This is a genomic window from Parasphingorhabdus sp., assembly GCF_036964565.1.
In the GTDB taxonomy this organism is placed as follows: domain Bacteria; phylum Pseudomonadota; class Alphaproteobacteria; order Sphingomonadales; family Sphingomonadaceae; genus Parasphingorhabdus.
Genome location: NZ_JBALTN010000008.1, coordinates 110,878 through 135,434 on the forward strand (window position 1 = coordinate 110,878; position 24,557 = coordinate 135,434).

At 60.3% G+C, this 24,557-nt stretch carries 23 protein-coding genes; 7 read left to right on the forward strand and 16 right to left on the reverse strand.

Features of this window, described 5'->3' with window-relative positions; translation table 11 throughout:
* Window positions 1–64 precede the first annotated feature (64 nt).
* From V7650_RS12645 to V7650_RS12655, 3 genes are all read right to left on the reverse strand, one after another.
* Window positions 65–856 carry an SDR family oxidoreductase gene (locus V7650_RS12645; RefSeq protein ID WP_335656606.1) on the reverse strand — a complete coding sequence of 264 codons (792 nt, stop codon included), beginning with the start codon at window positions 854–856 and terminating at the stop codon, window positions 65–67.
* Window positions 857–868: 12 nt separating this feature from the next.
* On the reverse strand, window positions 869–2,005 hold the full coding sequence (locus tag V7650_RS12650) for an acyl-CoA dehydrogenase family protein (protein ID WP_335656607.1): 1,137 nt from the start codon (window positions 2,003–2,005) through the stop codon (window positions 869–871).
* Between the two features lie 77 nt (window positions 2,006–2,082).
* Window positions 2,083–3,276 carry an acyl-CoA dehydrogenase family protein gene (locus tag V7650_RS12655; protein ID WP_335656608.1) on the reverse strand — a complete coding sequence of 398 codons (1,194 nt, stop codon included), beginning with the start codon at window positions 3,274–3,276 and terminating at the stop codon, window positions 2,083–2,085.
* A gap of 312 nt (window positions 3,277–3,588) precedes the next feature.
* Between V7650_RS12655 and V7650_RS12660 the strand changes: the two genes are divergently transcribed.
* The 5 genes from V7650_RS12660 to V7650_RS12680 all read left to right on the forward strand — a co-directional run bounded on the left by V7650_RS12660 (window position 3,589) and on the right by V7650_RS12680 (window position 9,402).
* Window positions 3,589–5,019 (forward strand): MFS transporter, encoded by a 1,431-nt coding sequence (locus V7650_RS12660; protein WP_335656609.1) that lies wholly within the window; start codon window positions 3,589–3,591, stop codon window positions 5,017–5,019.
* A 115-nt stretch (window positions 5,020–5,134) separates the two neighbouring features.
* Window positions 5,135–6,436, forward strand: a complete 1,302-nt coding sequence (locus tag V7650_RS12665) for an acyl-CoA dehydrogenase family protein (RefSeq protein ID WP_335656610.1) — start codon at window positions 5,135–5,137, stop codon at window positions 6,434–6,436.
* A 9-nt stretch (window positions 6,437–6,445) separates the two neighbouring features.
* The gene (locus V7650_RS12670) at window positions 6,446–7,531 is read left to right on the forward strand and encodes a Zn-dependent alcohol dehydrogenase (protein WP_335656611.1); all 1,086 of its coding nucleotides are present in this window, start codon (window positions 6,446–6,448) and stop codon (window positions 7,529–7,531) included.
* Window positions 7,532–7,547: 16 nt separating this feature from the next.
* Window positions 7,548–8,609, forward strand: a complete 1,062-nt coding sequence (locus V7650_RS12675) for a phosphotransferase family protein (RefSeq protein ID WP_335656612.1) — start codon at window positions 7,548–7,550, stop codon at window positions 8,607–8,609.
* Between the two features lies 1 nt (window position 8,610).
* Window positions 8,611–9,402 carry an SDR family NAD(P)-dependent oxidoreductase gene (locus tag V7650_RS12680; RefSeq protein ID WP_335656613.1) on the forward strand — a complete coding sequence of 264 codons (792 nt, stop codon included), beginning with the start codon at window positions 8,611–8,613 and terminating at the stop codon, window positions 9,400–9,402.
* Window positions 9,403–9,411: 9 nt separating this feature from the next.
* Here V7650_RS12680 and V7650_RS12685 read toward each other — a convergent pair whose 3' ends face one another.
* The 7 genes from V7650_RS12685 to rpsM all read right to left on the reverse strand — a co-directional run bounded on the left by V7650_RS12685 (window position 9,412) and on the right by rpsM (window position 15,611).
* Window positions 9,412–10,038, reverse strand: a complete 627-nt coding sequence (locus tag V7650_RS12685) for a hypothetical protein (protein WP_335656614.1) — start codon at window positions 10,036–10,038, stop codon at window positions 9,412–9,414.
* Between the two features lie 120 nt (window positions 10,039–10,158).
* Window positions 10,159–10,683, reverse strand: coding sequence for a hypothetical protein (locus tag V7650_RS12690; RefSeq protein WP_335656615.1), 525 nt, complete (start codon window positions 10,681–10,683; stop codon window positions 10,159–10,161).
* A gap of 182 nt (window positions 10,684–10,865) precedes the next feature.
* A complete protein-coding gene (locus V7650_RS12695) occupies window positions 10,866–13,010 on the reverse strand; it encodes a prolyl oligopeptidase family serine peptidase (RefSeq protein WP_335656616.1) in 2,145 nt (714 codons plus the stop codon).
* A gap of 85 nt (window positions 13,011–13,095) precedes the next feature.
* Window positions 13,096–13,518, reverse strand: coding sequence for a 50S ribosomal protein L17 (gene rplQ, locus V7650_RS12700; RefSeq protein ID WP_335656617.1), 423 nt, complete (start codon window positions 13,516–13,518; stop codon window positions 13,096–13,098).
* A gap of 121 nt (window positions 13,519–13,639) precedes the next feature.
* A complete protein-coding gene (locus V7650_RS12705) occupies window positions 13,640–14,698 on the reverse strand; it encodes a DNA-directed RNA polymerase subunit alpha (protein WP_335656618.1) in 1,059 nt (352 codons plus the stop codon).
* A gap of 104 nt (window positions 14,699–14,802) precedes the next feature.
* A complete protein-coding gene (gene rpsK / locus V7650_RS12710; protein ID WP_089132898.1) occupies window positions 14,803–15,192 on the reverse strand; it encodes a 30S ribosomal protein S11 in 390 nt (129 codons plus the stop codon).
* A 50-nt stretch (window positions 15,193–15,242) separates the two neighbouring features.
* Complete coding sequence (rpsM, locus tag V7650_RS12715; protein ID WP_335656619.1) at window positions 15,243–15,611, reverse strand: 30S ribosomal protein S13; 369 nt, start codon at window positions 15,609–15,611, stop codon at window positions 15,243–15,245.
* 356 nt (window positions 15,612–15,967) lie between these two features.
* Here rpsM and V7650_RS12720 point away from each other — a divergent pair, with 356 nt between their 5' ends.
* Together V7650_RS12720 and V7650_RS12725 are read left to right on the forward strand one after the other, a co-directional pair.
* The gene (locus V7650_RS12720) at window positions 15,968–17,599 is read left to right on the forward strand and encodes an FAD-dependent oxidoreductase (protein ID WP_335656620.1); all 1,632 of its coding nucleotides are present in this window, start codon (window positions 15,968–15,970) and stop codon (window positions 17,597–17,599) included.
* Between the two features lie 143 nt (window positions 17,600–17,742).
* Window positions 17,743–18,795, forward strand: a complete 1,053-nt coding sequence (locus V7650_RS12725) for a succinylglutamate desuccinylase/aspartoacylase family protein (RefSeq protein ID WP_335656621.1) — start codon at window positions 17,743–17,745, stop codon at window positions 18,793–18,795.
* Window positions 18,796–18,825: 30 nt separating this feature from the next.
* On the opposite strand, the gene rimK is transcribed toward V7650_RS12725, so the two are convergent.
* The 6 genes from rimK to secY form a co-directional block, all read right to left on the reverse strand.
* Window positions 18,826–19,731: a 30S ribosomal protein S6--L-glutamate ligase gene (gene rimK, locus V7650_RS12730; protein ID WP_335656622.1), complete on the reverse strand. Its 906-nt coding sequence runs from the start codon at window positions 19,729–19,731 to the stop codon at window positions 18,826–18,828.
* Window positions 19,732–19,734: 3 nt separating this feature from the next.
* On the reverse strand, window positions 19,735–20,214 hold the full coding sequence (locus V7650_RS12735; protein ID WP_335656623.1) for an ATP-dependent zinc protease family protein: 480 nt from the start codon (window positions 20,212–20,214) through the stop codon (window positions 19,735–19,737).
* Between the two features lie 49 nt (window positions 20,215–20,263).
* Window positions 20,264–21,619: an NADP-specific glutamate dehydrogenase gene (gdhA, locus tag V7650_RS12740; RefSeq protein ID WP_335656624.1), complete on the reverse strand. Its 1,356-nt coding sequence runs from the start codon at window positions 21,617–21,619 to the stop codon at window positions 20,264–20,266.
* A 125-nt stretch (window positions 21,620–21,744) separates the two neighbouring features.
* Window positions 21,745–22,389, reverse strand: a complete 645-nt coding sequence (locus V7650_RS12745) for a hypothetical protein (RefSeq protein ID WP_335656625.1) — start codon at window positions 22,387–22,389, stop codon at window positions 21,745–21,747.
* Between the two features lie 23 nt (window positions 22,390–22,412).
* Entirely contained in the window at window positions 22,413–23,060 is a 648-nt protein-coding gene (locus V7650_RS12750; RefSeq protein WP_335656626.1) for an adenylate kinase, read from the reverse strand.
* Between the two features lie 55 nt (window positions 23,061–23,115).
* A complete protein-coding gene (gene secY, locus V7650_RS12755) occupies window positions 23,116–24,489 on the reverse strand; it encodes a preprotein translocase subunit SecY (protein WP_335656627.1) in 1,374 nt (457 codons plus the stop codon).
* Window positions 24,490–24,557 lie beyond the last annotated feature (68 nt).

Here is a 24,557-nt window from a genome sequence, read left to right on the forward strand (position 1 = left end):
ATCTCCTAACTGTATTGCTGTATTAATACAGTTAGGAGATCATGCCGTCAAGCGGCAAGACGGTTCAGGCGTCGATCGATGCTGCGGGATTGGCGGCGTTGACGATTCCGCCATCGACCGGGATGGTGGTGCCGACGACATAGTCGCCCGCCGGGCTGGCCAGGAATATCGCGGCAGCCGCCATGTCCTCGGGCCGGCCGATGCGCTTGGCGGGGATGCCCTTCTCGACCGCATTTTCATGGTCGCGGGCGGCCTTGTTCATCGACGAGGCAAAGGCGCCGGGTGCGATGCCGGTCATAATGATATCTTCCTGGACCAGCTTCGAGGCCATCTTGCGGGTCAGGTGGATCACCGCCGCCTTCGACGCCTGATAGCTGTAGGTTTCCCACGGGTTCACCTTCAACCCGTCGATCGAGGCAATGTTGATGACCTTGGCGGGGCGTTCGAAGCTGGCGGCGGCCTTGAGCTGCGGGTGCAGCGCCTGGGTGAGGAAGAACAGGCCCTTGACGTTGGTGTCCATGACCTTGTCCCAGCCGGATTCCGGGAAGGAAAGATATTCCTCGCCCCATGCGACGCCGGCGTTGTTGACCAATATGTCGAGCTTGTCCTCGCGCGACGCGATCTCGGCGGCGAGCGCCTTGCAGCCTTCGTAGGTCGAGATATCGCCCTGGATGTAGATGCATTTGTCGCCGAATTCGGCGGCAGCGGCTTCGCCCTGATCGGCCTTGCGGCCGGAGATATAGACTTTTGCGCCCTGGTCGAGAAAGCCTTCGGTGATCATCGCGCCAATGCCGCGCTGGCCGCCGGTGACGAGGGCGACGCGGCCCTCGAGCGAGAAAAGCTTGTTAAAATCCATGCTTATATTCCTTTAATAGCCGTGCATTTCGGCAACGAGATTGGTGTGATAGTTCACGTCGCCCATGAATTCCTGCAGCGCGCGGTCGCGCTTCATGTAGAGGCCGATGTCATATTCGTCGGTCATGCCAACGCCGCCATGCATCTGCACGCCTTCCCGGACTGAAAGTGCGGTCGCCTTGCCCGCCTTGGCCTTGGCCACCGATACCATCAGTTCGGCCTTGGACGAACCTTCGTCGAGCATCTGCTGAGCCTTGAGCACGGTGGCGCGGGCGATTTCCATTTCGCTGTAGAGATGCGCGATCCGGTGCTGCAGCGCCTGGAAGGAGCCGATCAGCGTCCCGAACTGGCTGCGGCCCTTGATATAGTCGACGGTGATGTCCATCGAACCGGCACCAACGCCGAGCGTTTCCGCCGCGGCACCGGAGCGGCCGGCGTTGAGCATCCGCCGCAGGACAGCGTCGCCCTCGTCCACCTCGCCGATCACTGCATCGGCATCGACCAGCACACCGTCAAATTCGAGATGCGCCGCCATCGCGCTGTCGACCAGCCGGACGCTGTCCTTCGACAGGCCCTGCGCCTTGGCATCGACGGCGAACAGGGTCAGGCCCTTGTCGTCGCCGGCGCTGCCGCTGGTCCGCGCCGCGACGATCAGCATGTCGGCAGAGCCGCCCTGGACCACGAACTGTTTCTTGCCGTCGAGCTTGAAGCCATTGCCCTCGCGGGTTGCGGCCATGGCGATCCGGTCGGGGCGGTGCTTGGCCCCCTCGTCGACGGCCAGCGCCAGCACCGTGTCGCCGGACAGGATGCCAGGGAAATATTTGTCGCGCAGCGCCTTGCCGCCGGCGTTGAGCGCTTCCACGCCCGCCACAGCCGTGGTCAGAAACGGCGAAGGCGTCAGGTTGCGGCCGATTTCCTCGAGCACAACGCCGGCCTCGACATGGCCCATGCCGAGACCGCCCTCGTCCTCGCCGATCAGGATGCCGGTGAAGCCCATTTCGGCAAACTGCTTCCACAGCGCGTGCGAGAAGCCATCCTTGCACTGCTTGTCGCGAAATTCGCGCAGGTGCGCAACCGGGGCCTCGCCCTTCATGAATTCGGCGGCGCTGTCGTGCAGCATCTGCTGGTCTTCGTTCAGATAAAGCGGCATGTCTTGGTCCTTATATCAATCGGTGCATCGCGCGGGCGGAGCCGTGCGCTCTATGGGTGTATCGGCAATGGCTCCGGTCAGGCGCCCGGCAGGTGCAGGATCTGCTTCGACACGACGTTGAGCATCACCTCGCTGGTGCCGCCCTCGATGCTGTTCGCCTTGGTCCGCAGCCAGCTGCGCGCGGTCAGGCCACCGTTGCTGGCCTCGCTTTCCCATTCCAGCACCTCGCTGCCACCGGCCGCCATGATCAGCTCGTGGCGGCGCTTGTTGATCTCGGTGCCGGCATATTTCATCATGTTGGGCTGCGCCGGATGGCAGAGGCCGGCCTTGAACGTGTCGCCAAAGCGCTCCGCCATGGCGCGGAAGGCGAGCACGTCGATGTCCATCTCGGCCATTTGCGCGCGCAGCATCGGATCGTCGAGCCGGCCCTTGTCGTCGCGGCCATATTGGTCGGCAAATTTCGCGCCGAGCGAGGTCGAGCCTTCGGAACCGCCACCGGAAATCATGCTGCGTTCGTGGCCGAGCAGATATTTGGCGACGTCCCAGCCCTTGTTGACCTCGTAGACGACCGAGGACACGCCATCGGCATATTCCTTGGGCACCTTCACGTCGTCGAAAAATGTCTCGCAAAAGGCCGACTGGCCGGAGATCAGCACGATCGGCTTGGTCGACACGCCTTCATTGGCCATGTCGAACAGCATGAAGGTGATGCCCTTGTGCTTTTCATTCTTGTCGGTGCGCGTCAGGCAGAAAATCCAGTCGGCCTTGTCGGCATAGCTGGTCCAGATCTTCTGGCCGTTGACGACAAAATGATCGCCCTGGTCGACGGCGCTGGTCTGCAGCGAGGCGAGATCGGAGCCGGAACCGGGTTCGGAATAGCCCTGGCACCAGCGGATTTCACCGCGCGCGATCGGCGGGAGGAAATGCTTCTTCTGCGCCTCGGTGCCAAAGTGCAGCAATGCGGGCCCGAGCATCCAGATGCCGAAGCTCGACAGCGGCGAGCGGCATTTCAGACGCGCCATTTCCTGGCCGAGAATTTTTGCCTCGGCGCGCGACAGTCCGCCGCCGCCATATTCCTTGGGCCAGTCCGGCACCGTCCAGCCCTTCGCCGCCATCACGTCCAGCCATTCCTTCTGCCCCGGCTTGAAGGTCGGGTTGCGCCCGCCCCAGACGGCATCGCTTTCATCGACCATCGGCTGCCGCATCTCCGGCGGACAATTGGCTTCCAGCCAGGCAGCGGTCTCCGCGCGGAAGGTTTCCAGGTCAGACATGATGGTGATCCTTTTAATTGCTTAATTAAAGTTCGACTATCATAATTGCGATGACCGATTCAATGATTCCCTTGGCCTGAAAGCAAGAATTTTTGGATCATCGGATGCAATAATTTTCCACGGTCGGCCAGTGTTTTGCATTCCGTAGCGGAAACCGGGCTGGCCAGCACAAGTGATTGACGCGCCAAAACTTCACCGCTTTAAGGGTCAAAAGAAAAGGACGGGCAAGAGGATGCGAATTTCAGACAGGACCGCTGTCATCGATACCATCGATGAAGCGGCAGCCAGCGCCATATTGCCGGAGCCGCCGCGTTGACGGATATTTCGGACAAGCTGCCGCTCCGGACCAAGATACTCTACGGCTTCGGCGCCTCTGCCTACGGGATCAAGGACAACGGCTTTTCCGTCTTCCTGCTCTATTATTACAATCAGGTCGTCGGCATGCGCGCCGATGTCGTCAGCCTGGCGATCGCCATCGCGCTGTTCGTCGATGCGTTCATCGATCCGCTGATCGGGCAGATGACCGACCGGACCCGGACGCCGATCGGACGACGCCATCCCTGGCTCTATGGCGCCGCCATTCCGATAGCGATCGCGTGGCTGCTGCTGTGGCACCCGCCGGAGACCAGCGCCACGCTGCAATTTTTCTATTTGCTGGCCATGGCGATGCTGGTCCGGATCACCCTGTCCGCCTATGAAGTCCCCTCGCTGGCCCTGCTGCCGGAACTCAGCCGGGACTATCACGACCGCACCAGCACCTTGCGCTTTCGCACCCTGTTCGGCTGGGCGAGCGGGCTTGGCATCATGATCATTGCCTATGGCGTGCTGCTGGTCCCGAGCGAGGATTATCCGGTCGGGCTGCTGAACGCCGACGGCTATTCGACCTATGCCATCGTCGGGGCCGGCATCATGGCATTTTCCGTTCTGGTATCGGCGGTCAGCACCCATGGACGGATGGTGAAGCGCTACCAAGCCGAAGGCACCCCGCCAGCAACGGCGGAGGGTTTTGCCCAGATGCTCGCGGCGTTTCGCTTCAAGCCGTTCCTGCTGCTGATGTTCGCCGGCGTCTTCGCCTTCACCAACCAGGGGCTTACCTTTGCCATGACTCCCTATCTGCTGACCCATGTCTGGGAATTTGGCTCGGCGGAACTGACGCTCTATTCGGCCGTGCTGTTCATCGGGGTGCTGCTCGCCTTTCTGCTGGTGACGCCGATTTCCAAGCGCACCGGCAAGCCAAAGGGCGCCGCCATGCTGACTTTGTTCGCGGTCATTGTCGGCACCGCCCCATACTGGCTGCGGATGATCGACTTTTTCCCGGCACCCGGCTCGTCTTATCTGATCCCGATTCTCTTCTCCTTTCTGGTCATCGGCATTGGTGCCAGCATATCGGCGATGATCCTGACCATGTCGATGATGGCCGATGTCGCGGATGCCTATGAATTTGATGTCGGCAAGCGTACAGAAGGCCTTTTCTCGTCGGGCATGTGGTTCATGCAGAAAATGGTCGGCGGCATGGGCATATTGCTGTCCGGCGTGATCATCTCCTTCATCCAGCTGCCGTCGCAGGCGATCCCGGGAAGCGTCGATCCGGCGATCGTCGACAATCTCGCCCTGATTTTCGTTTCGCTCGTCACCGTGATCGGATTTGCCGGGACCTGGGCCTACACCCTGTTTCCGCTCACCGAGCGCGATCATGGCGAGCGCATTGCCAAGCTGGCGACGCCGCTGCCGAAGATCAAATGAAGGAACCGGCGTCAAAAACTCGTCCGGCCTATCGCTTTCGCGGTGGCAAAGCGATGCAGCCTCTGATAACTTAACCGCATAGTTAAATTACAAGAACTAAGAAAAGGACTTGGGAATGGATTTCGACCTCACCGAAAAGCAGGAATATTGGCGCAACCGGGTACGCGAGCATATCGAGAATCACCTCCGCCCCCGCGTCGCGGATTTCCACAAGGAGGAATCCACCGGCGAGCGCTGGAAGGTCCTGCAGGTTGTCGAGGAAGAGAAGAAGAAGGCCAAGGAAGCGGGCATCTGGAATCTGTTCATGCCTCCGTCCAACCCCAACCTGCCGCATATCGATGATACGTTCGAATTTGAAGGCCCTGGCCTGACCAATCTGGAATATGCGCTGTGCGCCGAGGAAATGGGCCGCATCGGCTTTTCCTCCGAAGTGTTCAACTGTTCCGCGCCCGATACCGGCAATATGGAAGTGTTCCACCGCTACGGCACGCTGGAGCAGAAGGAACAATATCTGCGGCCGCTGATGAACGGCGAGATCCGCTCTGCCTTCCTGATGACGGAACCGGCCGTTGCCTCGTCCGATGCGACCAATATCGAAACCGCGATCGTCCGCGACGGCGACGAATATGTGATCAACGGCCGCAAATGGTGGTCCTCCGGTCTCGGCGACCCGCGCTGCAAGATCGCGATCGTGATGGGCAAGACCAGCTTCGAGGGCAGCCGCTACACCCAGCAGTCGCAGATCCTGATGCCGACCGACGCGCCCGGCGTGAAGGTCCTGCGTCACTTGCCGGTATTCGGCTATGACGACGCGCCGCACGGCCATATGGAAGTCGAAATGAAGGATGTGCGCGTTCCCGCAGATAACATCATTCTCGGTGAAGGCCGCGGCTTTGAAATCGCCCAGGGTCGCCTCGGACCCGGTCGTATCCACCACTGCATGCGCACCATCGGCGTCGCCGAGGAAGCGCTGGAAAAGATGGTCAATCGGCTGCAGTCGCGGATCGCGTTCGGCAAGCGCATTTCCGAGCACAGCGTCTGGGACGAGCGCGTTGCCCGTGCCCGCATCGACATCGACATGAGCCGCCTGCTCTGCCTGAAAGCAGCGGACATGATGGACAAGGTCGGCAACAAATATGCCAAGGCGGAGATCGCCATGATCAAGGTCCAGGCCCCGAACATGGCGCTGAAGATCATCGACGACGCGATCCAGGCCCATGGCGGCGGCGGCGTCAGCAACGACTTCGGCCTGGCCAGCGCCTATGCGCACCAGCGGACCCTGCGTCTCGCCGACGGTCCGGATGAAGTGCACAATCGCACGATCGCCAAGATGGAATATGGCAAATATGCCGAAACCGCCGACGGCAGCAAGATGAACGAAGACTTCTCGTCCGGAGATCTCGCTGTTACCCGCTAGGAGCAGAACATGAAGGCAGCAGTACTGGTCGAAACGGGCAAACCGCTCGTTATCGAGGACGTGGTGATTTCCAAGCCGGGGCCGCATGAAGTGCTGATCCGGACGGCGGCCTGCGGGCTCTGCCATTCGGATCTGCATTTTATCGACGGTGCCTATCCGCATCCCCTGCCCGCCATTCCGGGTCACGAGGCGGCGGGCATTGTCGAGGCGATCGGCAGCGAAGTGCGTACGGTAGCGGTCGGCGATGCGGTCGTATCCTGTCTTTCAGCCTATTGCGGGCATTGCGAATTCTGCGTGTCCGGCCGGATGTCGCTTTGCCTCGGTGCCGACACCAGGCGCGGCCCCGATGAAGCACCGCGGATCACCCGGCCCGACGGGACGACGGTGGGGCAAATGCTCAACCTGTCAGCCTTTGCCGAGCAAATGCTGATCCACGAACATGCCTGCGTGCGGATCGATCCCGAAATGCCGCTGGACCGTGCCGCCGTGATCGGCTGCGCCGTGACCACTGGTGCAGGCACGATCTTCAATTCGTGCAAGCTGACGCCGGGCGAAACCGTTGTCGTTGTCGGCTGCGGCGGAGTCGGTCTGGCGACGATCAATGCCGCGAAGATTGCCGGTGCCGGCCGGATCATTGCCGCCGACCCGATCCAGGAAAAGCGCGATCTGGCGATCAAGCTTGGTGCAACAGATGTCATCGATGCCTCGGCGGACGATGCGGCTGCCCAGATTCTGGAACTGACCAAGGGCGGTGTCGACCATGCGATCGAAGCCGTCGGACGTCCAGCCTCCGGCGATCTGGCGGTCGGCTCGCTGAAGCGCGGCGGCACCGCCACCATTCTCGGCATGATGCCGCTTGATCACAAGGTCGGACTGAGCGCTATGGACCTGCTGTCGGGCAAGAAATTGCAGGGCGTGCTGATGGGATCCAACCGCTTCCCGGTCGATATCCCGCGCCTGGTCGATTTCTACATGCGCGGATTGCTCGATTTGGATAGTATTGTCGCCGAAACAATTCCGCTTGAACGGATCAACGACGGTTTTGACAAAATGAAAAAAGGTGATGCGGCCCGCTCCGTGATTGTCTTTAATTAGAGGAAGAGGGACTTCCATGAATCCACAGGAAGATATGACCGGCACCATGGACGTGCCGGAGAAGGACAAGCTCGACGAGGCAGCGCTGCAGGCATGGATGGAAGCCCATGTCGAGGGCTTTGCCGGGCCGCTGACGCTGAGCAAGTTCAAGGGTGGCCAGTCGAACCCGACCTACAAGATCGACACGCCGACAACCTCCTATGTGCTGCGCAAGAAGCCGTTCGGCAAGCTGCTGCCGTCAGCGCATGCGGTCGACCGCGAGTTCCGGGTGATTGCCGGTCTCTATCCGGCCGGCTTTCCGGTCGCGAAGCCCTATGGCCTGTGCGATGATGACAGCGTGATTGGCACGATGTTCTACGTGATGGGCATGGCCGACGGACGGACATTCTGGGACGGCACGCTGCCGGACAGCAACCCCGAGGAACGCCGCGCGATCTATTTCGAGATGATCGACACGCTGGCGCTGCTGCACAGCTATGATCCGGCCGAACTGGGTCTGGAAAATCACGGCAAGCCCGGCAATTATTGCGAGCGCCAGATATCCCGCTGGACGCAGCAATATCGGCTGTCCGAGCTGCAGGAAATCCCCGAGATGGACAAGCTGATCGAGTGGCTGACCAAGACCATCCCGGAGCAGAAGAGTTTTGGCATTGTCCATGGCGATTACCGGCTGGACAACATGATCTTCGCGCATGACGAACCCAAGGTGATCGCGGTGCTCGACTGGGAACTGTCGACGCTGGGAGATCCGATCGCCGATTTTGCCTATTGGCTGATGGCCTACGAGATGGAACCGGAGGGCCGCAGCGGCCTGAAGGGTGTCGACCTGGCCGCGCTCGGCATTCCTTCACGCGAAGAAGCCATTGCCCGCTATTGCGAAAAGTCCGGCATGGCAGAGCTGCCGCCGATGGACTGGTATCTGGCCTATAATTTGTTCCGCATTGCTGCTATCCTGCAAGGCATACAGAAGCGGGTAGCCGACGGCACCGCCAACAGCGCCGCTGCCGCCGAAATGTCGGATCGGGTCACGCCGCTGGCACAAGCCGGATGGGAGGCCGCACAACGCGCAGGAGCCTGATATGGATCTAAAGGACAAGGTTGCGATCATCACCGGTGCCGGCAGTGGCATCGGTCGGGCAGCCGCCCTGCTCTTTGCCGAACATGGCGCCAAGGTCATTGCCAGCGATGTGACCGATGCGGTCGAGGAGACCGCCAAGGGCTCCGAAGGCAATATCATCGCGATCCGCGCCGATGCCGGATCCGAGGGTGATGTCGAGATGCTGGTTGATGCCGCGGAACAGCGCTTTGGCGACCTGCACGTCTTCTTTGCCAATGCCGGGATCGGTGGCGGTTTCGAGGGAATTTTCGACAGCAGCGTAGCCGAATGGCAGGAAGTGCTGCGGGTCAACCTGATCGGGCCATTCCTCGCCTGCAAATATGCCGGCAAGGTGATCGCCGAAAGCAAGCATGGCGGTTCGATCATCTGCACCGCCAGCGTTGCCGGGATCAGGTCCGGCGCGGGCGGCCCCGCCTATTCGGCGTCGAAAGCCGGGGTGATCAATCTGGTCAAGGTGGCATCGCAGCAATTTGCCACATCCAATGTCCGCTGCAATGCGATTTGCCCCGGGATCACCGAAACCGGCATGACCCAGTTCATCTACGACAAGGCGCGGGAAAAGGGCAAGGAAGACCGGCTCGGCTATCTCAACCCGTTGCGCCGCGGTGCCTCACCGATGGAAATGGCGGAAGTGGCGCTGTTCCTTGCGTCCGACCGCTCCTCCTATGTCAACGGCCAGGCGATTGCCGTCGATGGCGGGCTGAGCGGGTCACACCCGGTGACCCGCCAAGAGTTCGGCCGGACCGCGGTCTAGCGCCGGGCGCTAATTGGCGAAGGCGAGTTCGCCGTTTTCCAGTTGCACGAAATCGACGCGGCCATCGCTGGCACCACAGAGGAAAGTGCGCTGTTCGCTGTTTTCAAGCGCGCCTTCGACCCGCCAGCCGGCGCCATCGCGGATCACGGAATCGACTTCCGATACCCGAGCATTGCCTCCGGCCTGCCGTTCGGCAGCATCGGAACAGACGCGGATCGCCGATTCCATGTCGCCGGTGCCGCGATCATAATTGCTGTCCCGGCGGTCATTATAACGATCATCATAGCGCCGGTCATCCGGACGAGCGTCACGATCCTCGTAGCGCCGGTTGCGGTCATTCTTGGAAGCGGCGCTGGCAATCGCAGCAATGCCGCCGATCACGAGAATACCGGCCAGAACATCGCCGCCGCTGATGCCGTCGCGATGGCGACGATAACCGCGATATCCCCGGTAGCCACGATAGTCGCGCCAGCCCTGGGCGGTTTCCCTGTCCGCCGACCAGCCCAGCGTCCCCGCTTCAATCGGGGTGGCCATCGGGGCGCTGGCGTGAATCGGCGCGGCCATGGCCGGCGAAAGCCCGGTGCAGAGCAAGGCTATGGAGGCTGCAAGAGCAGAAAATCTGGTCAATTTGGTCATATGGAAACACCCCTGTGTCATGCGGATTCCGAAGCCCGGAAGCGCCGTGTTTTCAAACATAATTGGTCCAGCCTGTCACCAGGCTGAACCATTTTCTTTCATTCCGTTGGAGCTCTGCCTCTAGCGGCGGCTGTAGTTGAGGCCGCTATACTGGACATCGCTTACCCGGTTGCCTTCGATATAGCAGGTGAAGTTGCCCTTGTCCGAGCCACCCCGGCGATAGCGGTCGCGACCCTGTTCGACGAGAAGCCGACCCTTGACCCGATATCCATAGCGCGTCCGGTCGATATCGCGGATATCCGTGACATTGGCCCGGCCATAGTTGGTTGCGCCTCGTTCCGCAGCGCGCACGCAGCGGTTGACGGCCTGGCGCTGGCCGATCTGGCGATAGCCGTTGCCGAAGCGGGTTTCCCCGTAGCGGTCATTGCCGTAGCGGTCGCCGCGATAATTGCCGCCGCGATAGTCGCGATCCTTGTTGCCCGAGCTGGCGATGGCGGCGATCGCACCGATGATGGCGACACCGGCGATCACTTCGCCGGCGCTCGGTCCGCCATTGTGATTGTCCCGGGCCATAGCTGGGGTAGCGGAAACAGCCATTGCAGCAGCAGCAGCGGTTCCGACAAGAGCTTTGTTCAACTTGTTCATGTCCACTTTCCTTTCACACTGCCCGAAACCTTTTCCCGAGCTTGCAAAGCCCTTGTAGATGATTCGGGTTGAGTGGAGACTGAACTGAGTCGACAGCGCTCGTTCATGTAATCAGCACTTTTTATGAACGTCTGTCCGGGGCGGACGCGACAGCAAAGCCACGCCCGTCCCCGGCAGACCGATCATTCGGTCAGATCGAGCCCCGTTGCGTGCGCGAGAAACGCGTAGATGTCGGAATATTCCTCGATCATCTTGTCGGTTGGCTTGCCGCTGCCATGGCCGGCCCGGGTCTCGATGCGGATCAGGTGCGGCGCATCCCCGGTATCAAGCGCCTGCAGCCGGGCGATATATTTGAAGCTATGGCCGGGCACCACCCGGTCGTCGGTATCGGCGGTCGATACCATCAGCGCCGGATAGTCCACGCCGCCCTCGAGATTATGATAGGGCGAATAGGCGAGCAAGGTTTCAAAATCCTGCGCCTTGTCCGGATAGCCATAATCATCGACCCAGTAGCGTCCCGCGGTAAAGCGGTCGAAACGCAGCATGTCCATCACCCCGACCGCGGCATGGCCGGCGGTGAACAGATCGGGCCGCTGGTTCATCACCGCACCGATCAGCAGGCCGCCGTTGGACCGACCCTCGATCGCCAGACCGTCTTTCGGCGTGATGCCTTCGCCGACCAGATATTCGCCAGCGGCGATGAAGTCGTCGAAGACATTCTGCTTGTTCTGCAGCCGGCCGGCGTTGTGCCATTCCTTGCCATATTCCCCGCCGCCGCGCAGATTGGCCGAGGCGAACACGCCGCCTGCCTTGATCCACGCCATCCATGCCGGCTTATATTGCGGCAGCACCGAGATATTGAACCCGCCATAGCCGTACAGCATGGTCGGCGCGCCTTGCGAGAGATCCTGGTCCTTTCTGTGGACCAGGAACATCGGGATCCTGGTGCCATCCTTGCTTTCGTAAAAGCGCTGGGTCACCGCGACCGTATCGGGATCGAACGGCAGCGAAGGCGCCGCCCAGATTGTTGGCTCGGTCGCAGGTTCATAGCGGAACACCGTGGTCGGCCGGTTGAAGCTCTGGAAGGTGAAGAAGCCTTCATCGCTCTTCATCGAGCCGCTGAGGCCGCCGACCTGCCCGACGCCGGGAAGGTCGAGCGTACCAAGCGCCTCGCCGTCGAGATCGAAAGTCGAAAGCTGGCTCTTGGCATCGACCAGATAGCTGATCACCAGACGGTCGCCGACAATCATCGCGCCGTCGATCACGGCCTCGCTTTGAGCGACCAGCTCGGTAAATTCGGGCTGTTCGGCGCTCAGGTCGGTCTTCACCACGCGCAAACGCGGCGCGTCCTTGTTGGTGAGGAAGTAGAGCGTGTCGCCGACGCCATCGATCAATTGCCAAGAATGGTCGAAGCCACTGACCAGCTTGCGCGTTTGCAGCTTTGGCGCATCGACCTTGACCAGGGTGATTTCATAGCGGTCGTCGGTCCCGGATGAGGAGGTGATCACCACCCATTCCTTGTCCGAAGTCAATTCCGCAGAATGATTGAGTTCCGGCCGATCCGGCGTTGCGTAGACTTTGAGGTCCTTGGCCTGATCATTGCCGATCAGGTGCAGATACACGGCATGGTCGGCGTTGAGCGACTGGAACGCAGCGCCCTCTTCCGGCTTGGGAAAGCGCGAATAGAGAAAGCCGACATTGTTCGGCATCCAGGCCAGATCGGTGAACTTGGCCCAATCGATATTGTCGGATCTGACCTCGCCGCTCTGCACGTCGAGAAGCTTGAGCGTGCGCCAGTCCGATCCGCCGTCCTGAATCGCATAGACCAGCAAGCTGCCATCGCCCGAGGCCTTCCAGCCCGACAGTGCCGTCGCCCCGTCCTTCGACCAGGTCGCCGGGTCGAGCAGCACCCGCTCTTCGCCATCGGCGCCGTCGCGCACGTAGAGCACGGCCTGATTCTGGCCACCGCTCTTGCGCTCGTAAAAATATTTGCCCCCTGCCTCTTCGGGCATGCCCAGATCATCATAATCGAACAGCTGCGTCATCGATTTAGCCAGCGCCTCGCGCCCGGGCAGCGCATCGAGATAGGCATCGGTCACGGCATTCTGCGCCTTGACCCATTGTGCCACGTCGGCATCTTCCCGGACGTCCTTTTCGAGCCAGCGATAGGGATCGGAAATATATTCGCCAAACTGTTCCTCGACGACATCGACGGTTCGTGTTTCGGGATAGGTCAGCAGGATATCCTTATTGTCATGATCGGCTGCAAGCACCGGTGAACCGAGTGCCAGTCCGGCGGCAAAGGTCAGGAGGGTCAAGTTACGCATATACACCTCGGCAAAGAAAAGAGGCCGCAAGCTTATCGCTCGCGACCTCCATTATCAATTGAAACTATGACGTTTGGAAAGCGGTTCAGGCGTCTTCGTACTCGTCCTGAGCATTCTGGTCCGGTCCGCTGTCCTGGCCCTTGGCGTCCACATCCCGGTCGACCAGTTCGATGATCGCCATCGGAGCCGCATCCGAAGCACGGAAGCCGGCGCGGATGATGCGGGTATAGCCGCCGCTGCGTTCCGCATAACGGTCAGCCAGCACTTCGAACAGCTTCTTTTCCTGGGTCTCGTCCATCAGGCGCGAATGCGCGATCCGGCGATTGGACAGGCCACCGCGCTTGCCGAGCGTGATCAGCTTTTCGACAACCGGGCGCAATTCTTTCGCCTTTGGCACAGTGGTCATGATCTGTTCGTGCTTGATCAGTGCCGCGGCGAGGTTCTTCAGCAGAGCCTGACGGTGAGCACCGGTCCGCTGCATCCGGCGGCCCTTCATTCTATGACGCATGGTATTTCCTTTGTTCGTTAAGGGGCCGTATGAGGTACCCCGCAGCAGGTGATTTTAACGGGGCATCACCAGTGAACCCCTGATGCCCGTCCGGGCTATCCCGGAACGGACGGTAGATCGCTTACCCCAGCAGCTCTTGCTCGAGCTTCTTGGCCATTTCCTCGATATTTTCAGGCGGCCAGCCGGGAATGTCCATGCCGAGACGCAGACCCATGCTCGACAGCACTTCCTTGATTTCGTTCAAGGACTTGCGGCCAAAGTTCGGGGTGCGCAGCATTTCGGCTTCGGTCTTCTGCACGAGATCGCCAATATAGATGATATTGTCGTTCTTGAGGCAGTTGGCCGAGCGGACGCTGAGTTCCAGTTCGTCGACCTTCTTGAGCAGATAGCGGTTGAGCTGGTTGGCATCGCTTTCCGCCTGGCTCTGCTGAGCGGCCATGCCGATCGGCGAGGATACCTGTTCCAGTGCTTCTTCGAAATGGACGAACAGCTGCAGCTGGTCCTGCAGGATGCGCGCGGCATAGGCAATTGCATCTTCCGGGGTGACGGTACCGTCGGTTTCGATGGTCAGGTTGAGCTTGTCAAAGTCCAGTTCCTGGCCAACGCGGGCATTGTCCACCTTGTAGGAAACCTGGCGAACCGGCGAATAAAGCGAGTCAACCGGGATCAGGCCGATCGGCGCGTCGGCCGGACGGTTGGCAACAGCCGGTACGTAGCCCTTGCCGACATTGACGGTCAGCTCCATGTTCAGCGACGCGCCTTCGTCGAGATGGCAGATCACCAGATCAGGGTTCATGATTTCGATATCGCCGGAAACCGCGATGTCGCCCGCCTTGACTTCAGCAGGACCGGTTGCGGAGAGCTGCAGACGCTTGGCGTCTTCGCTTTCCATTTTCAGCGCGATCTGCTTGATGTTCAGGACGATGTCTGTCACGTCTTCACGAACGCCGGGAAGCGACGAAAATTCGTGGAGCGCATTTTCAATCTTGATCGAGGTGACCGCAGCGCCCTGGAGCGAGGACAGGAGTACGCGACGCAGCGCGTTGCCCATGGTCAGGCCAAAACCGCGCTCGAGAGGTTCAGCGATAAAGGTCGCCTTGCGCTTCGGATCACCGCCAGGCTTGATGTCGAGGACGTTGGGCTTCTTCAGTTCTTGCCAGTTCTTCATATTGACAGTCATGGACTTCCCCTAGTGGTTCAAAGAGCGGGTGTGGACGTCGGGACCGCTCTGAATTGTAAAAATTTGGAACCGGCCAGCCGACCGTCCCAGAAACTCGAGCGGTTTTAGACGCGGCGCCGCTTGGACGGCCGAACACCATTGTGCGGGATTGGGGTGACGTCACGGATCGAGGTGATCGTGAAGCCCACGGCCTGAAGTGCACGAAGAGCGGATTCACGGCCGGAACCGGGACCCTTCACTTCGACCTCAAGCGTCCGCACGCCGTGATCGGCGGCTTTCTTGCCTGCGTCTTCCGCTGCAACCTGGGCTGCATAAGGCGTCGATTTGCGCGAGCCCTTGAAGCCCATCATGCCTGCCGAGGACCAGCTTATCGCATTGCCCTGAGCATCGGTGATGGTGACCATCGTGTTGTTGAAAGTGGCGTTGACGTGCGCTACGCCTGCCGAAATATTCTTGCGCGCACTTTTCTTTAAGCGCTGCGGTTCGCGTGCCATGTGATCAATTCCTACCTAATATCTTGAAGATACCTGTCCAGAGACAAGTCTTATTTCTTTTTGCCAGCAATCGCCTTGGGCTTGCCTTTGCGGGTGCGCGCATTGGTATGCGTGCGCTGTCCGCGAACCGGCAGGCCCTTACGGTGACGCAGGCCGCGATAGCAGGCCAGATCCATCAGACGCTTGATGTTCATTGCAACTTCACGCCGCAGATCACCTTCAACCGTGTGCTCGGCATCGATCGTTTCGCGAATGTGCAAAATTTCCTGATCCGACAGGTCCTGAACCCGGCGGGCCGGATCAATCTTCAATTTTTCGACAATTTCAGCCGCTCTGGTGCGTCCGATACCGTGAATATAGGTAAGCGCAATGATTACGCGCTTGTTAGTTGGGATGTTTACCCCAGCAATACGTGCCAATATTTTTCTCCATGCTCCACAGGGACCGATTCGCCGGCGCCTATCTCATAGCCAAGTCGTTAAAAACATTACTCAAAACGCACAAAACCAGCGCGCACCCAAAAAGGTACTGCCGGTTCAAAACGGTTTCGAATGGCTGTTAATTAGGCCGCACATGAGACATTGTCAAGGGCGGAAGAGCGCCATTTTGCAGGCCGGGCCCGTCTTTCCGTGGGCCGGCGATATGCCGAACCCAAATAGCATGTTGCTCATCCCGGACGAGCCAAAAGCCCGGCGATTTCTTACAAATGATAGTGGTTCGTGAGGATTGCGACGTCGAACAGAGCCTAGCATAGCAAGATTGGGAAAAGGGAAAAATGACGGCTCAGGTAATAATATTGGGAAGCGGCGGCTCCGGATTGACCGCTGCGATCGCCGCACATGATGCGGGAGCCGACGTTTGGGTGTTCGAAAAACATGACCAGATCGGCGGTACGACCGCCTGGTCGGGAGGCATGGTGTGGATTCCGAACAATCACCATGAAGATGAACTGGACGTTGTTGACAGCCGCGATAATGCGCTGAAATATCTGATGTCCCTGTCGCACGACATGATCCCGGCAGATCTCGCCGAAGCGTTTCTGGATGCGGGGCCGGCAATGATCAGGCATCTGGAGGAAAACGGTCCGGTAGCTTTCCGGTCGATACCGGAATTTCCCGACTATCATGCGGAGCATCCGGGCGGCATGATCAATGGCGGTCGATCGCTCGACTGCCCGCCTTATGCGTTTGATAAACTGGGGGAATGGGCCGAGCGGGTCACCCGGTCACCTTATTATCCCGATCCGCGCTATTCGATCATTGATTCTCCGCTCGGTCAGGCAAAGCCCCAACCCCTAAGCGACGAAGAACTGGAGCGGCGAGCCAGTTGCGACGAACGCGGCAGCGGCCAAGCCCTGATCGGACGTCTGCTGAAGGCCTGCCTGGAACGCGGGATTGAGCCCGTCACGGGAGCCCGGGCGGTCGAACTCATCCACCGCGACGGGCGGGTGACCGGCGTGCGGGTGGAGAAGGATGGCAAGAAGCAGGATGAACTGGCCGACGCCGTCATCCTGGCAACCGGCGGATTCGAGTGGGACGAGCAGCTGAAACGCGCCTTTCTGCGCGGCCCGATGACCCATCCGGTGTCGATCGAGACCAACACCGGCGACGGCCTCAAAATGGCCATGCGTATTGGCGCCAAACTTGGCAATATGCGCGAAGCCTGGTGGATGCCGGTCCATGAAGTGCCCCGCGAAGTTGTCTCTACAGGGGTCACACTGGTAGCCGGACAGCGTTCGCTTCCACGGTCGATCATGGTCAACGACAAGGGCAAGCGTTTCGTCAACGAGGCCGCCAATTATAATGCCTTTGGCGCGGCGTTCCACGAGCAGGATGTGTCAAGCTTCGACTATGCCAACCTGCCTTGCTGGCTGATTTTCGACAAAGGCTATGTCGATGCTTACGGCTTCGGCATGAAGGGCGGAAGCGCTGGGGAAATGCCGCCGCAGTGGGTGATGCGTGCGGGCAGCCTGGCAGGACTGGCGAAGAATTTGGGACTTCCCGATGGAGCGCTGGAAAAAACGGTCAGCGACTGGAACGCGATGGTCGAAAAGGGTCGTGACGCGGACTTTGCCCGAGGCGAAGCGGCCCATGACATCTGGTGGGGTGATCCCGCCCACCGAAACAGTCCACGGGCGACGCTTGGACCGATCAGCCAGGGACCGTTTTTCGCGGTTGAGATCAAGAGCGGCTCGCTGGGCACCAAGGGCGGGCCGCAAACCAATCGCAATGCTCAGGTTCTCAATGTCGATGGCGATGTCATTCACGGTCTCTATGCCGCCGGCAATGTAATGGCGTCGGCCATGGGCATGACCTACGGTGGACCGGGCGGGACTATCGCTCCCGGCATGGTGTTTGGCTTTCTGGCTGGACAGCATGCTGCTGGATCGCCGTTTTTCGAGGAGTGAAGACAGGAGTTCATGGGGCATCTAGGTTCGTTGGGCAGACATCATATTTGTGCATGAAGACAGGCAGCATTGCAGGCTCCGCATGATTTGACTTGCGATTTGCAAAACTCCTGCGCCATATACCCCGGCGTTCGGGGGGAAACATGACCAACAGAAACAAGCATGATCTGTTCGAAATTGGCGGGCAAATCGTGGCTCCGGGCAACATCGGTGATATTGCCATTCCAATCAGCGACCTTTCCGCGGGCATGCAGGCCAACATGGTGGTCCGCGTGTTTCACGGAAAGCGGACCGGACCGACCATCTTTGTCAGCGCCGCGATCCATGGCGACGAGATCATCGGCACCGAGATCATCCGCCGGCTGATGAAGAAGCTCCACCCTGCCCGCATGGCCGGTACGGTCATTTTCGTCCCGGTGGTCAACATGTTCGGCTTCATCACGCACAGCCGCTACCTGCCCGACCGCCGCGACCTCAATCGCTCCTTTCCGGGCACGGAGAAGGGCTCGCTGGCGTCGCAACTGGCCCATATCTTCTCCACCGAGATCATCGACCATTGTTCGCTCGGCATCGATATCCACAGCGCCGCCCAGCATCGCTACAATCTGCCGCAGATCCGCATCGCTTCCGGCAATCCCGAGCTCAAGGAGCTGGCGATCGATTTCGGGCCACCGGTCATCATCGAAGCGGAATTGCGCCCAGGGTCGCTGCGCGCGCTGGCGCGAGAAGCCGGTGTCGACATGCTGCTGATGGAAGCGGGGGAAGCGCTCCGCTTCGACGAATTTTCCGTGCTCACCGGCGTCAACGGGATCCTCAGGGTGCTCAAGAAGCTGGGCATGATCGACACCAAGCGGCTGAGCAAGCGCGGCGCACCGCCGGCCCAGGCAACGCGCACGGTCTGGCTGCGCTCGACCAAGGGCGGCATTTGCCGGCTGGTCGCGCCTTCCGGAACCAAGGTGCACAAGGGCGATACCGTCGCCTGCATCAGCGACATATTCGGCGACGGCGAGGAAGCGATCCTCTCTCCGGTCGACGGCATCGTCATCGGCCACAGCAACCTGCCCGTGGTCAACCAGGGCGATGCGCTGCTGCATATCGCCGAAGTGCGGATTTTCGATACGGTGAGCGAACGGCTGGGGCTGATTGAAACGGCGATCACCAGCAACCAGCTGCTCGACGAGGACGAGGTTATTTGACGACCGGGCGCGGAGTTCTGCGCCGAAGCGTCACCCCTTGCCGCGCGTCTTCGTCTTTCCGGGCTTGGCATTTTTCTCGATAAATTCGATGATCTGGCCCGCGACGTCCTTGCCCGTGGCATTTTCGATGCCTTCGAGACCGGGCGAGCTGTTCACTTCCATGATCACCGGGCCGTGGTTGGACCGCAGCATGTCGACGCCGCACACGTTCAGCCCCATATGCTTGGCCGCGCGCAGGGCGGTGAGCCGCTCCTCGGGCGTGATCTTGACGATCTGGGCGCTGCCGCCGCGATGCAGGTTGGAGCGGAAGTCGTCCGCCGCGCCGGTGCGCTTCATCGCGGCGATCACCTTGCCGCCGACGACCAGCGCGCGGATATCCGTGCCGCCGGCTTCCTTGATGAATTCCTGCACCAGAATGTTGACGTTGGCGCCGCGGAACGCCTCGATCACCGACTTGGCGCTGGACATGGTCTCGGCGAGAACCACGCCGATGCCCTGGGTGCCCTCGAGCAGCTTGATGACCACCGGCGGACCATTGACCGCCCGGATGATCTCTTCCGCCTGCTTCGGGTCATTGGCATAGGCGGTAAGCGGCAGGCCCAGACCATATTTGGCGAATATCTGCATCGACCGCAGCTTGTCCCGGCTGCGGCCAATGGCCACGCTCTCGTTGAGCGGCCAGACGCCCGCCATTTCAAACTGTCGCAGCACCGCGGTGCCGTAATTGGTGATCGATGCGCCAATGCGCGGGATGACCGCTTCATAGCCTTCCAGCCGGTCACCATTATAGGTGATCGTCGGCCGGTGGCTGGCGATATTCACCGTACAGCGGGTCGTGTTCAATATGTCGAGCACATGCCCGCGCGCCTCCGCCGCCTCGACCAGGCGCTTGTGCGAATAGAGATTCGGATTCCGGGCAAGCATGGCGATTTTCATACATTATCTTTCTTGGTGCCGACCAAGCATCCATCGTCTGGCGCTGTTGACGAGAAAGCCCCGTTTCAGCGCCCGGCGACCTATCAGGACCGGAAATATCATGGACTGCCTGTTGGCCAGCGTCATGTGACCTACCCATTCAAGCGGCCCGAGTTTCATCGCCGTTTCTATCACATATCGATTTTGCATGACACCATTGCTACTTTTGATCCGCCGCTGGCCATAGACCCGCGCTTCGCAATGATGATCAGCCACCCCGCTGCCCATCGGAATCGTGAACTGGACATAAGTCTCTCCGTCCTTTTCGAACGGTTTGATCCGGGTTGCGTGCAGGGATGACGTGGCGGCGCCGGTGTCGACCTTGGCGTGCAGGTTCTTCACGCCGAATTCCGGCAGGTCAATCAGTTCGCACCAGCCTATTTCGCAGGGCTCCCGGAGCTTCTGCCGGTCCTCTTTCGCCTTCGAGATATCTGCTTGCGCCATCGGCCGGTTATCTGGCCGATGGCGCATTCTTGCGCAAGATAATTATAAGCTACACGACGCCGTAGGCGAGCATGGCATCGGCGACCTTCTTGAAGCCGGCAATATTGGCCCCTTTCACATAGTCGACATAGCCGTCGCCCTGGTCCCCATATTCGACGCACTTGCCGTGGATGCCCTGCATCAGGTCGGTCAGCATCTCGCCGAGCCGCTCGTGGTTCCAACTGATCCGCTCCGAATTCTGGCTCATTTCCAGGCCGGAAACCGCAACCCCGCCGGCGTTGGCCGCCTTGCCCGGCCCGTACATGATCTTCGCATCGTGGAAGACATGGACGCCTTCGAGCGTGGTCGGCATGTTGGCGCCCTCCGAAACCGCGATTACCCCGTTGGCGACCAGTTCCCTCGCCTCTTCCTCGTTGAGTTCGTTCTGCGTGGCGCAGGGCAAGGCCAGATCGCAAGGCACGCCCCATGGCCGCTTGCCGTCATGATAGGAGGCGTTGGTGTATTGATCGGTATAGTCGCTGATCCGTCCCCTTGTGTGCGTCTTGTGATGCTTGACCCAGTTGATTTTCTCCTGATCGATGCCGTCGGGATCATGGATGAAGCCGCCGCTGTCGGACAGCGTCAGCACCTTGCCGCCCTGCTTGACGATCTGCTCTGCCGCATGGGTGGCGACATTGCCGGATCCGGAAATCACCGCCGTCTTGCCGTCGATCGTGTCGCCGCGGTGCTTGAGCATGTTTTGCATGAAATAGACGGCGCCATAGCCGGTTGCCTCTGGCCGCATCTGGGAGCCGCCATATTCCAGTCCCTTGCCGGTCAGCACGCCTTCCCAGCGGTTGGTAATGCGCTTGTACTGGCCGAACATATAGCCGATTTCGCGGCCGCCGACGCCAATGTCACCCGCGGGAACATCGGTGTCCGGGCCGATATGGCGATAGAGTTCGGTCATGAACGACTGGCAGAAGCGCATGACTTCGGCATCGGACTTGCCCTTGGGATTGAAATTCGCACCGCCCTTGCCGCCGCCCATCGGCAGGCCGGTCAGGGCATTTTTGAACGTCTGTTCGAACGCCAGGAATTTCAGCACGCTTTCGGTGACGCTGGGGTGGAAGCGAATGCCGCCCTTGTACGGGCCGATCGCGTTGTTGTTCTGGATGCGATAGCCGCGCTGGACGCGGACATTGTGGTTGTCGTCTTCCCAGCACACCCGGAAGGAAATCACCCGGTCCGGCTCGGCGATGCGCCGCAGGATCTGCGCGCTGTGATAGGCTTCCTTGTCCTGGATGAAATCGAAAATATCCATTGCGACTTCCTGGACCGCCTGAACGAATTCAGGCTGCCCCGGATTGCGCTTCTTGACGCCTTCCATGAATGTCGGAAAATCCACGTGATCGGAAACGGCCATCCTATACCCCCATTGTATATCAGCGCGACCCGATTATCGCTGTCGACCTCCTCGAGTCGGCAGCGGGTATCTTCCTTCATAGAACTTTTCTGCGGTCTTGGTAAAGCGCTGCCATCGGGTGCCGATCAACCGGGATCACCGTCGCCGGCAGACGCATTGTCGTCGCTGCCATTCGCCCCGGATTCCGAGTCCACGGCATCGTCATCCGGCTGCTGCGTTTCGCCAAACAGGGCCCCCAGACGGGCCAGCTGCTCGCCGATGACAGCATCGACCGCAGGGGCGATCTGGTCGACCGGAAATTCCATGTAGCCGCCGACCTTATAGGTAAAGCGCACCGCGGTGCTGTCGCCCTGCGGCTGCAACTGCATGCTCAGAGTTCCCGTCACCGCCTCGCCCTGCAACGGGCCCAGGGCGCCCGACATGCGGAGCATCTTGTTGGTGTGGGCATAGATCACGCGCATATGCTGCACGCTGCCTTCGGATGTCTTTATATTGTCGTCGGACCCGGATCGAATGAGCTCGCAGAAACAGCCGCCGGCCTGGGGCACGAGATAGAAATTCTGCGCGTCGCCCGACCAGCTGTGGTCGCCATTCCAGTAGCGCGAAGGGGCAATCATGGCTTTCCAGACGGATTCTGCATCCGCCGCAACCACCAGCTGGTGCTGGACGGTAAAGCCATTGTCGGTGCTGTTGGTGACTTCTGCCCTGGCGGCGGTGATGGGGCAAAGCACGGCGGCTGCGCATGCTGCCCGCAATATCAGTTTGCCCATGCCCCGTCTCCTGCCCAATGGGTTCAGAGCGACAGAACTTCCTCTATCGCCGCGTTGACTTCCGCCATGCTGCCCATGCCGTCAACCTTCCGCACAATGCCGCGCGCTTCGTAGATTGGCAAGATCGGAGCTGTCTTGGCGCGATATTCCTGCATCCGGGTCCGCACGGTTTCCTCGTTGTCGTCGGGCCGGCGCTTGAACTCGGTCGAGCCGCAGACGTCGCAGACACCTTCGACGGCGGGCTGCTTGAACGTGTCGTGATAGCCGGCTCCGCAATTGCCGCAGGTGAAGCGACCGACAATCCGTTCCACCAGGGCATCTTCGTCCACGACCAGTTCGATCACATGGTCAAGGCTGCGACCGCGGTCGGCGAGAATGGCGTCGAGCGACTCGGCTTGCGCCGAAGTGCGGGGATAGCCGTCGAAGATCACGCCCTGCTCCGGTCCGAGTTCGTCAAGCCTGTCGCCAATAATCCCGGACACCACCTCATCCGGGACCAGTTCGCCCGCGTCCATCAGGGCCTTCGCCTTCAGGCCGACTTCCGTCCCGGCCTTGACCGCGGCGCGGAGCATGTCGCCGGTCGACAGCTGGACCATGCCATGCTCATCTTCCAGACGGCTCGCCTGGGTTCCCTTCCCGGCACCCGGTGGTCCCAACAAGATGATGTCCATACGATTACCCCCGTGATGATGGAAAGACAGTGAGTTAATTGCGCGGTGCCGGCACTCAGCGCTTGCGCCGTCCGCCCTTGAGCTTCGCCTTCTTCAGCAGGTCCCCATATTGCAGGGCGAGCAGGTGGCTCTGGATCTGGGTCACCGTGTCGACCGTCACGTTGACGACAATCAGCAGGCTGGTGCCACCCAGGAAGAAGATCGGCAGACTTGTCTGGGCCATGACATATTCCGGAAGAACGCAGACAAAGGCGAGATAGGCCGCGCCAACCACGGTGATCCGGGTCAGCACATAGTCAAGATAGTCGGCGGTGTTCTTGCCGGGGCGGATGCCCGGGACGAAGCCACCGTTCTTCTTCAGATTCTCGGCAGTTTCCTCCGGATTGAAGACAACGGCCGTGTAGAAGAAACAGAAGAAGATGATGCCCGCGGCGTACAAAGCCATATAGAGCGGCTGGCCGTGGGCAAGATACTGGTTGAGGGTGATGACAAAATCACCAAAAGCGGTTTCGCCCGCGGTCGCGTTGCCGGCAAACTGGCTGACCGTCAGCGGCATCAGCAGCAGCGAAGAGGCAAAAATCGGCGGGATAACGCCTGCGGTATTGACCTTGAGCGGCAGATGGCTGCGGTCGGCCTGCATCACGCCGTGCTGCGTGGCGCGCTTGGGATACTGGATCAGCACCCGTCGCTGGGCGCGTTCCATGAAGCTGATGAACAGGATCAGGCCTGCAACCATGGCAATCAGACCGACAATCGTCAGCGCGTTGATCGAACCGGTGCGGCTGCCTTCCATCAGGTTGCCGACAAAGGTCGGCATCTGGGCGACAATGCCGGCCATGATGATCAGCGAAATACCATTGCCGATGCCGCGGCTGGTGATCTGCTCGCCCAGCCACATCAGGAACAGGGTGCCGCCAACCAGGCTGATAACCGCGCCAACGCGGAACATATAGCCGGGTTCAACGACCGCCTGCAGACCCGATTGCGAAGCAAAGCTTTCGAGACCGACGGCGATGAAATAGCCTTGGACGGCGGTCAGGCCGACCGTGCCGTAGCGGGTATATTGATTGAGCTTCTTGCGCCCGGCTTCGCCCTCTTTCTTGACGGCGGCCAGGGTTGGAGACAGCGCCGCGGCCAACTGGACGACGATCGATGCCGTAATATAGGGCATCACGCCCAGTGCGATCAGGCTCATCCGCTCGAGCGAACCGCCGGAGAATGTATTGAAAATATCGAGGACGCCGCCGCGGGTCTGGTCATAGAGATCTGCCAGCACGACCGGATCGACTCCGGGCAGCGGCACAAAGCTGAGCATGCGGAAAATGATTAGGGCGCCCAACGTAAACCAGATCCGCTTGCGCAGTTCGGTCGCTTCGCCAAATTTTGCCAGGCTTAGATTCGCTGCGACCTGATCGGCTCTTGATGCCATGGTTGACTTTCCTGCCCACTGTTAGTTTGCAACGCGCCCCTGCGGAGGCAGAGGCCCATCTCCAACTA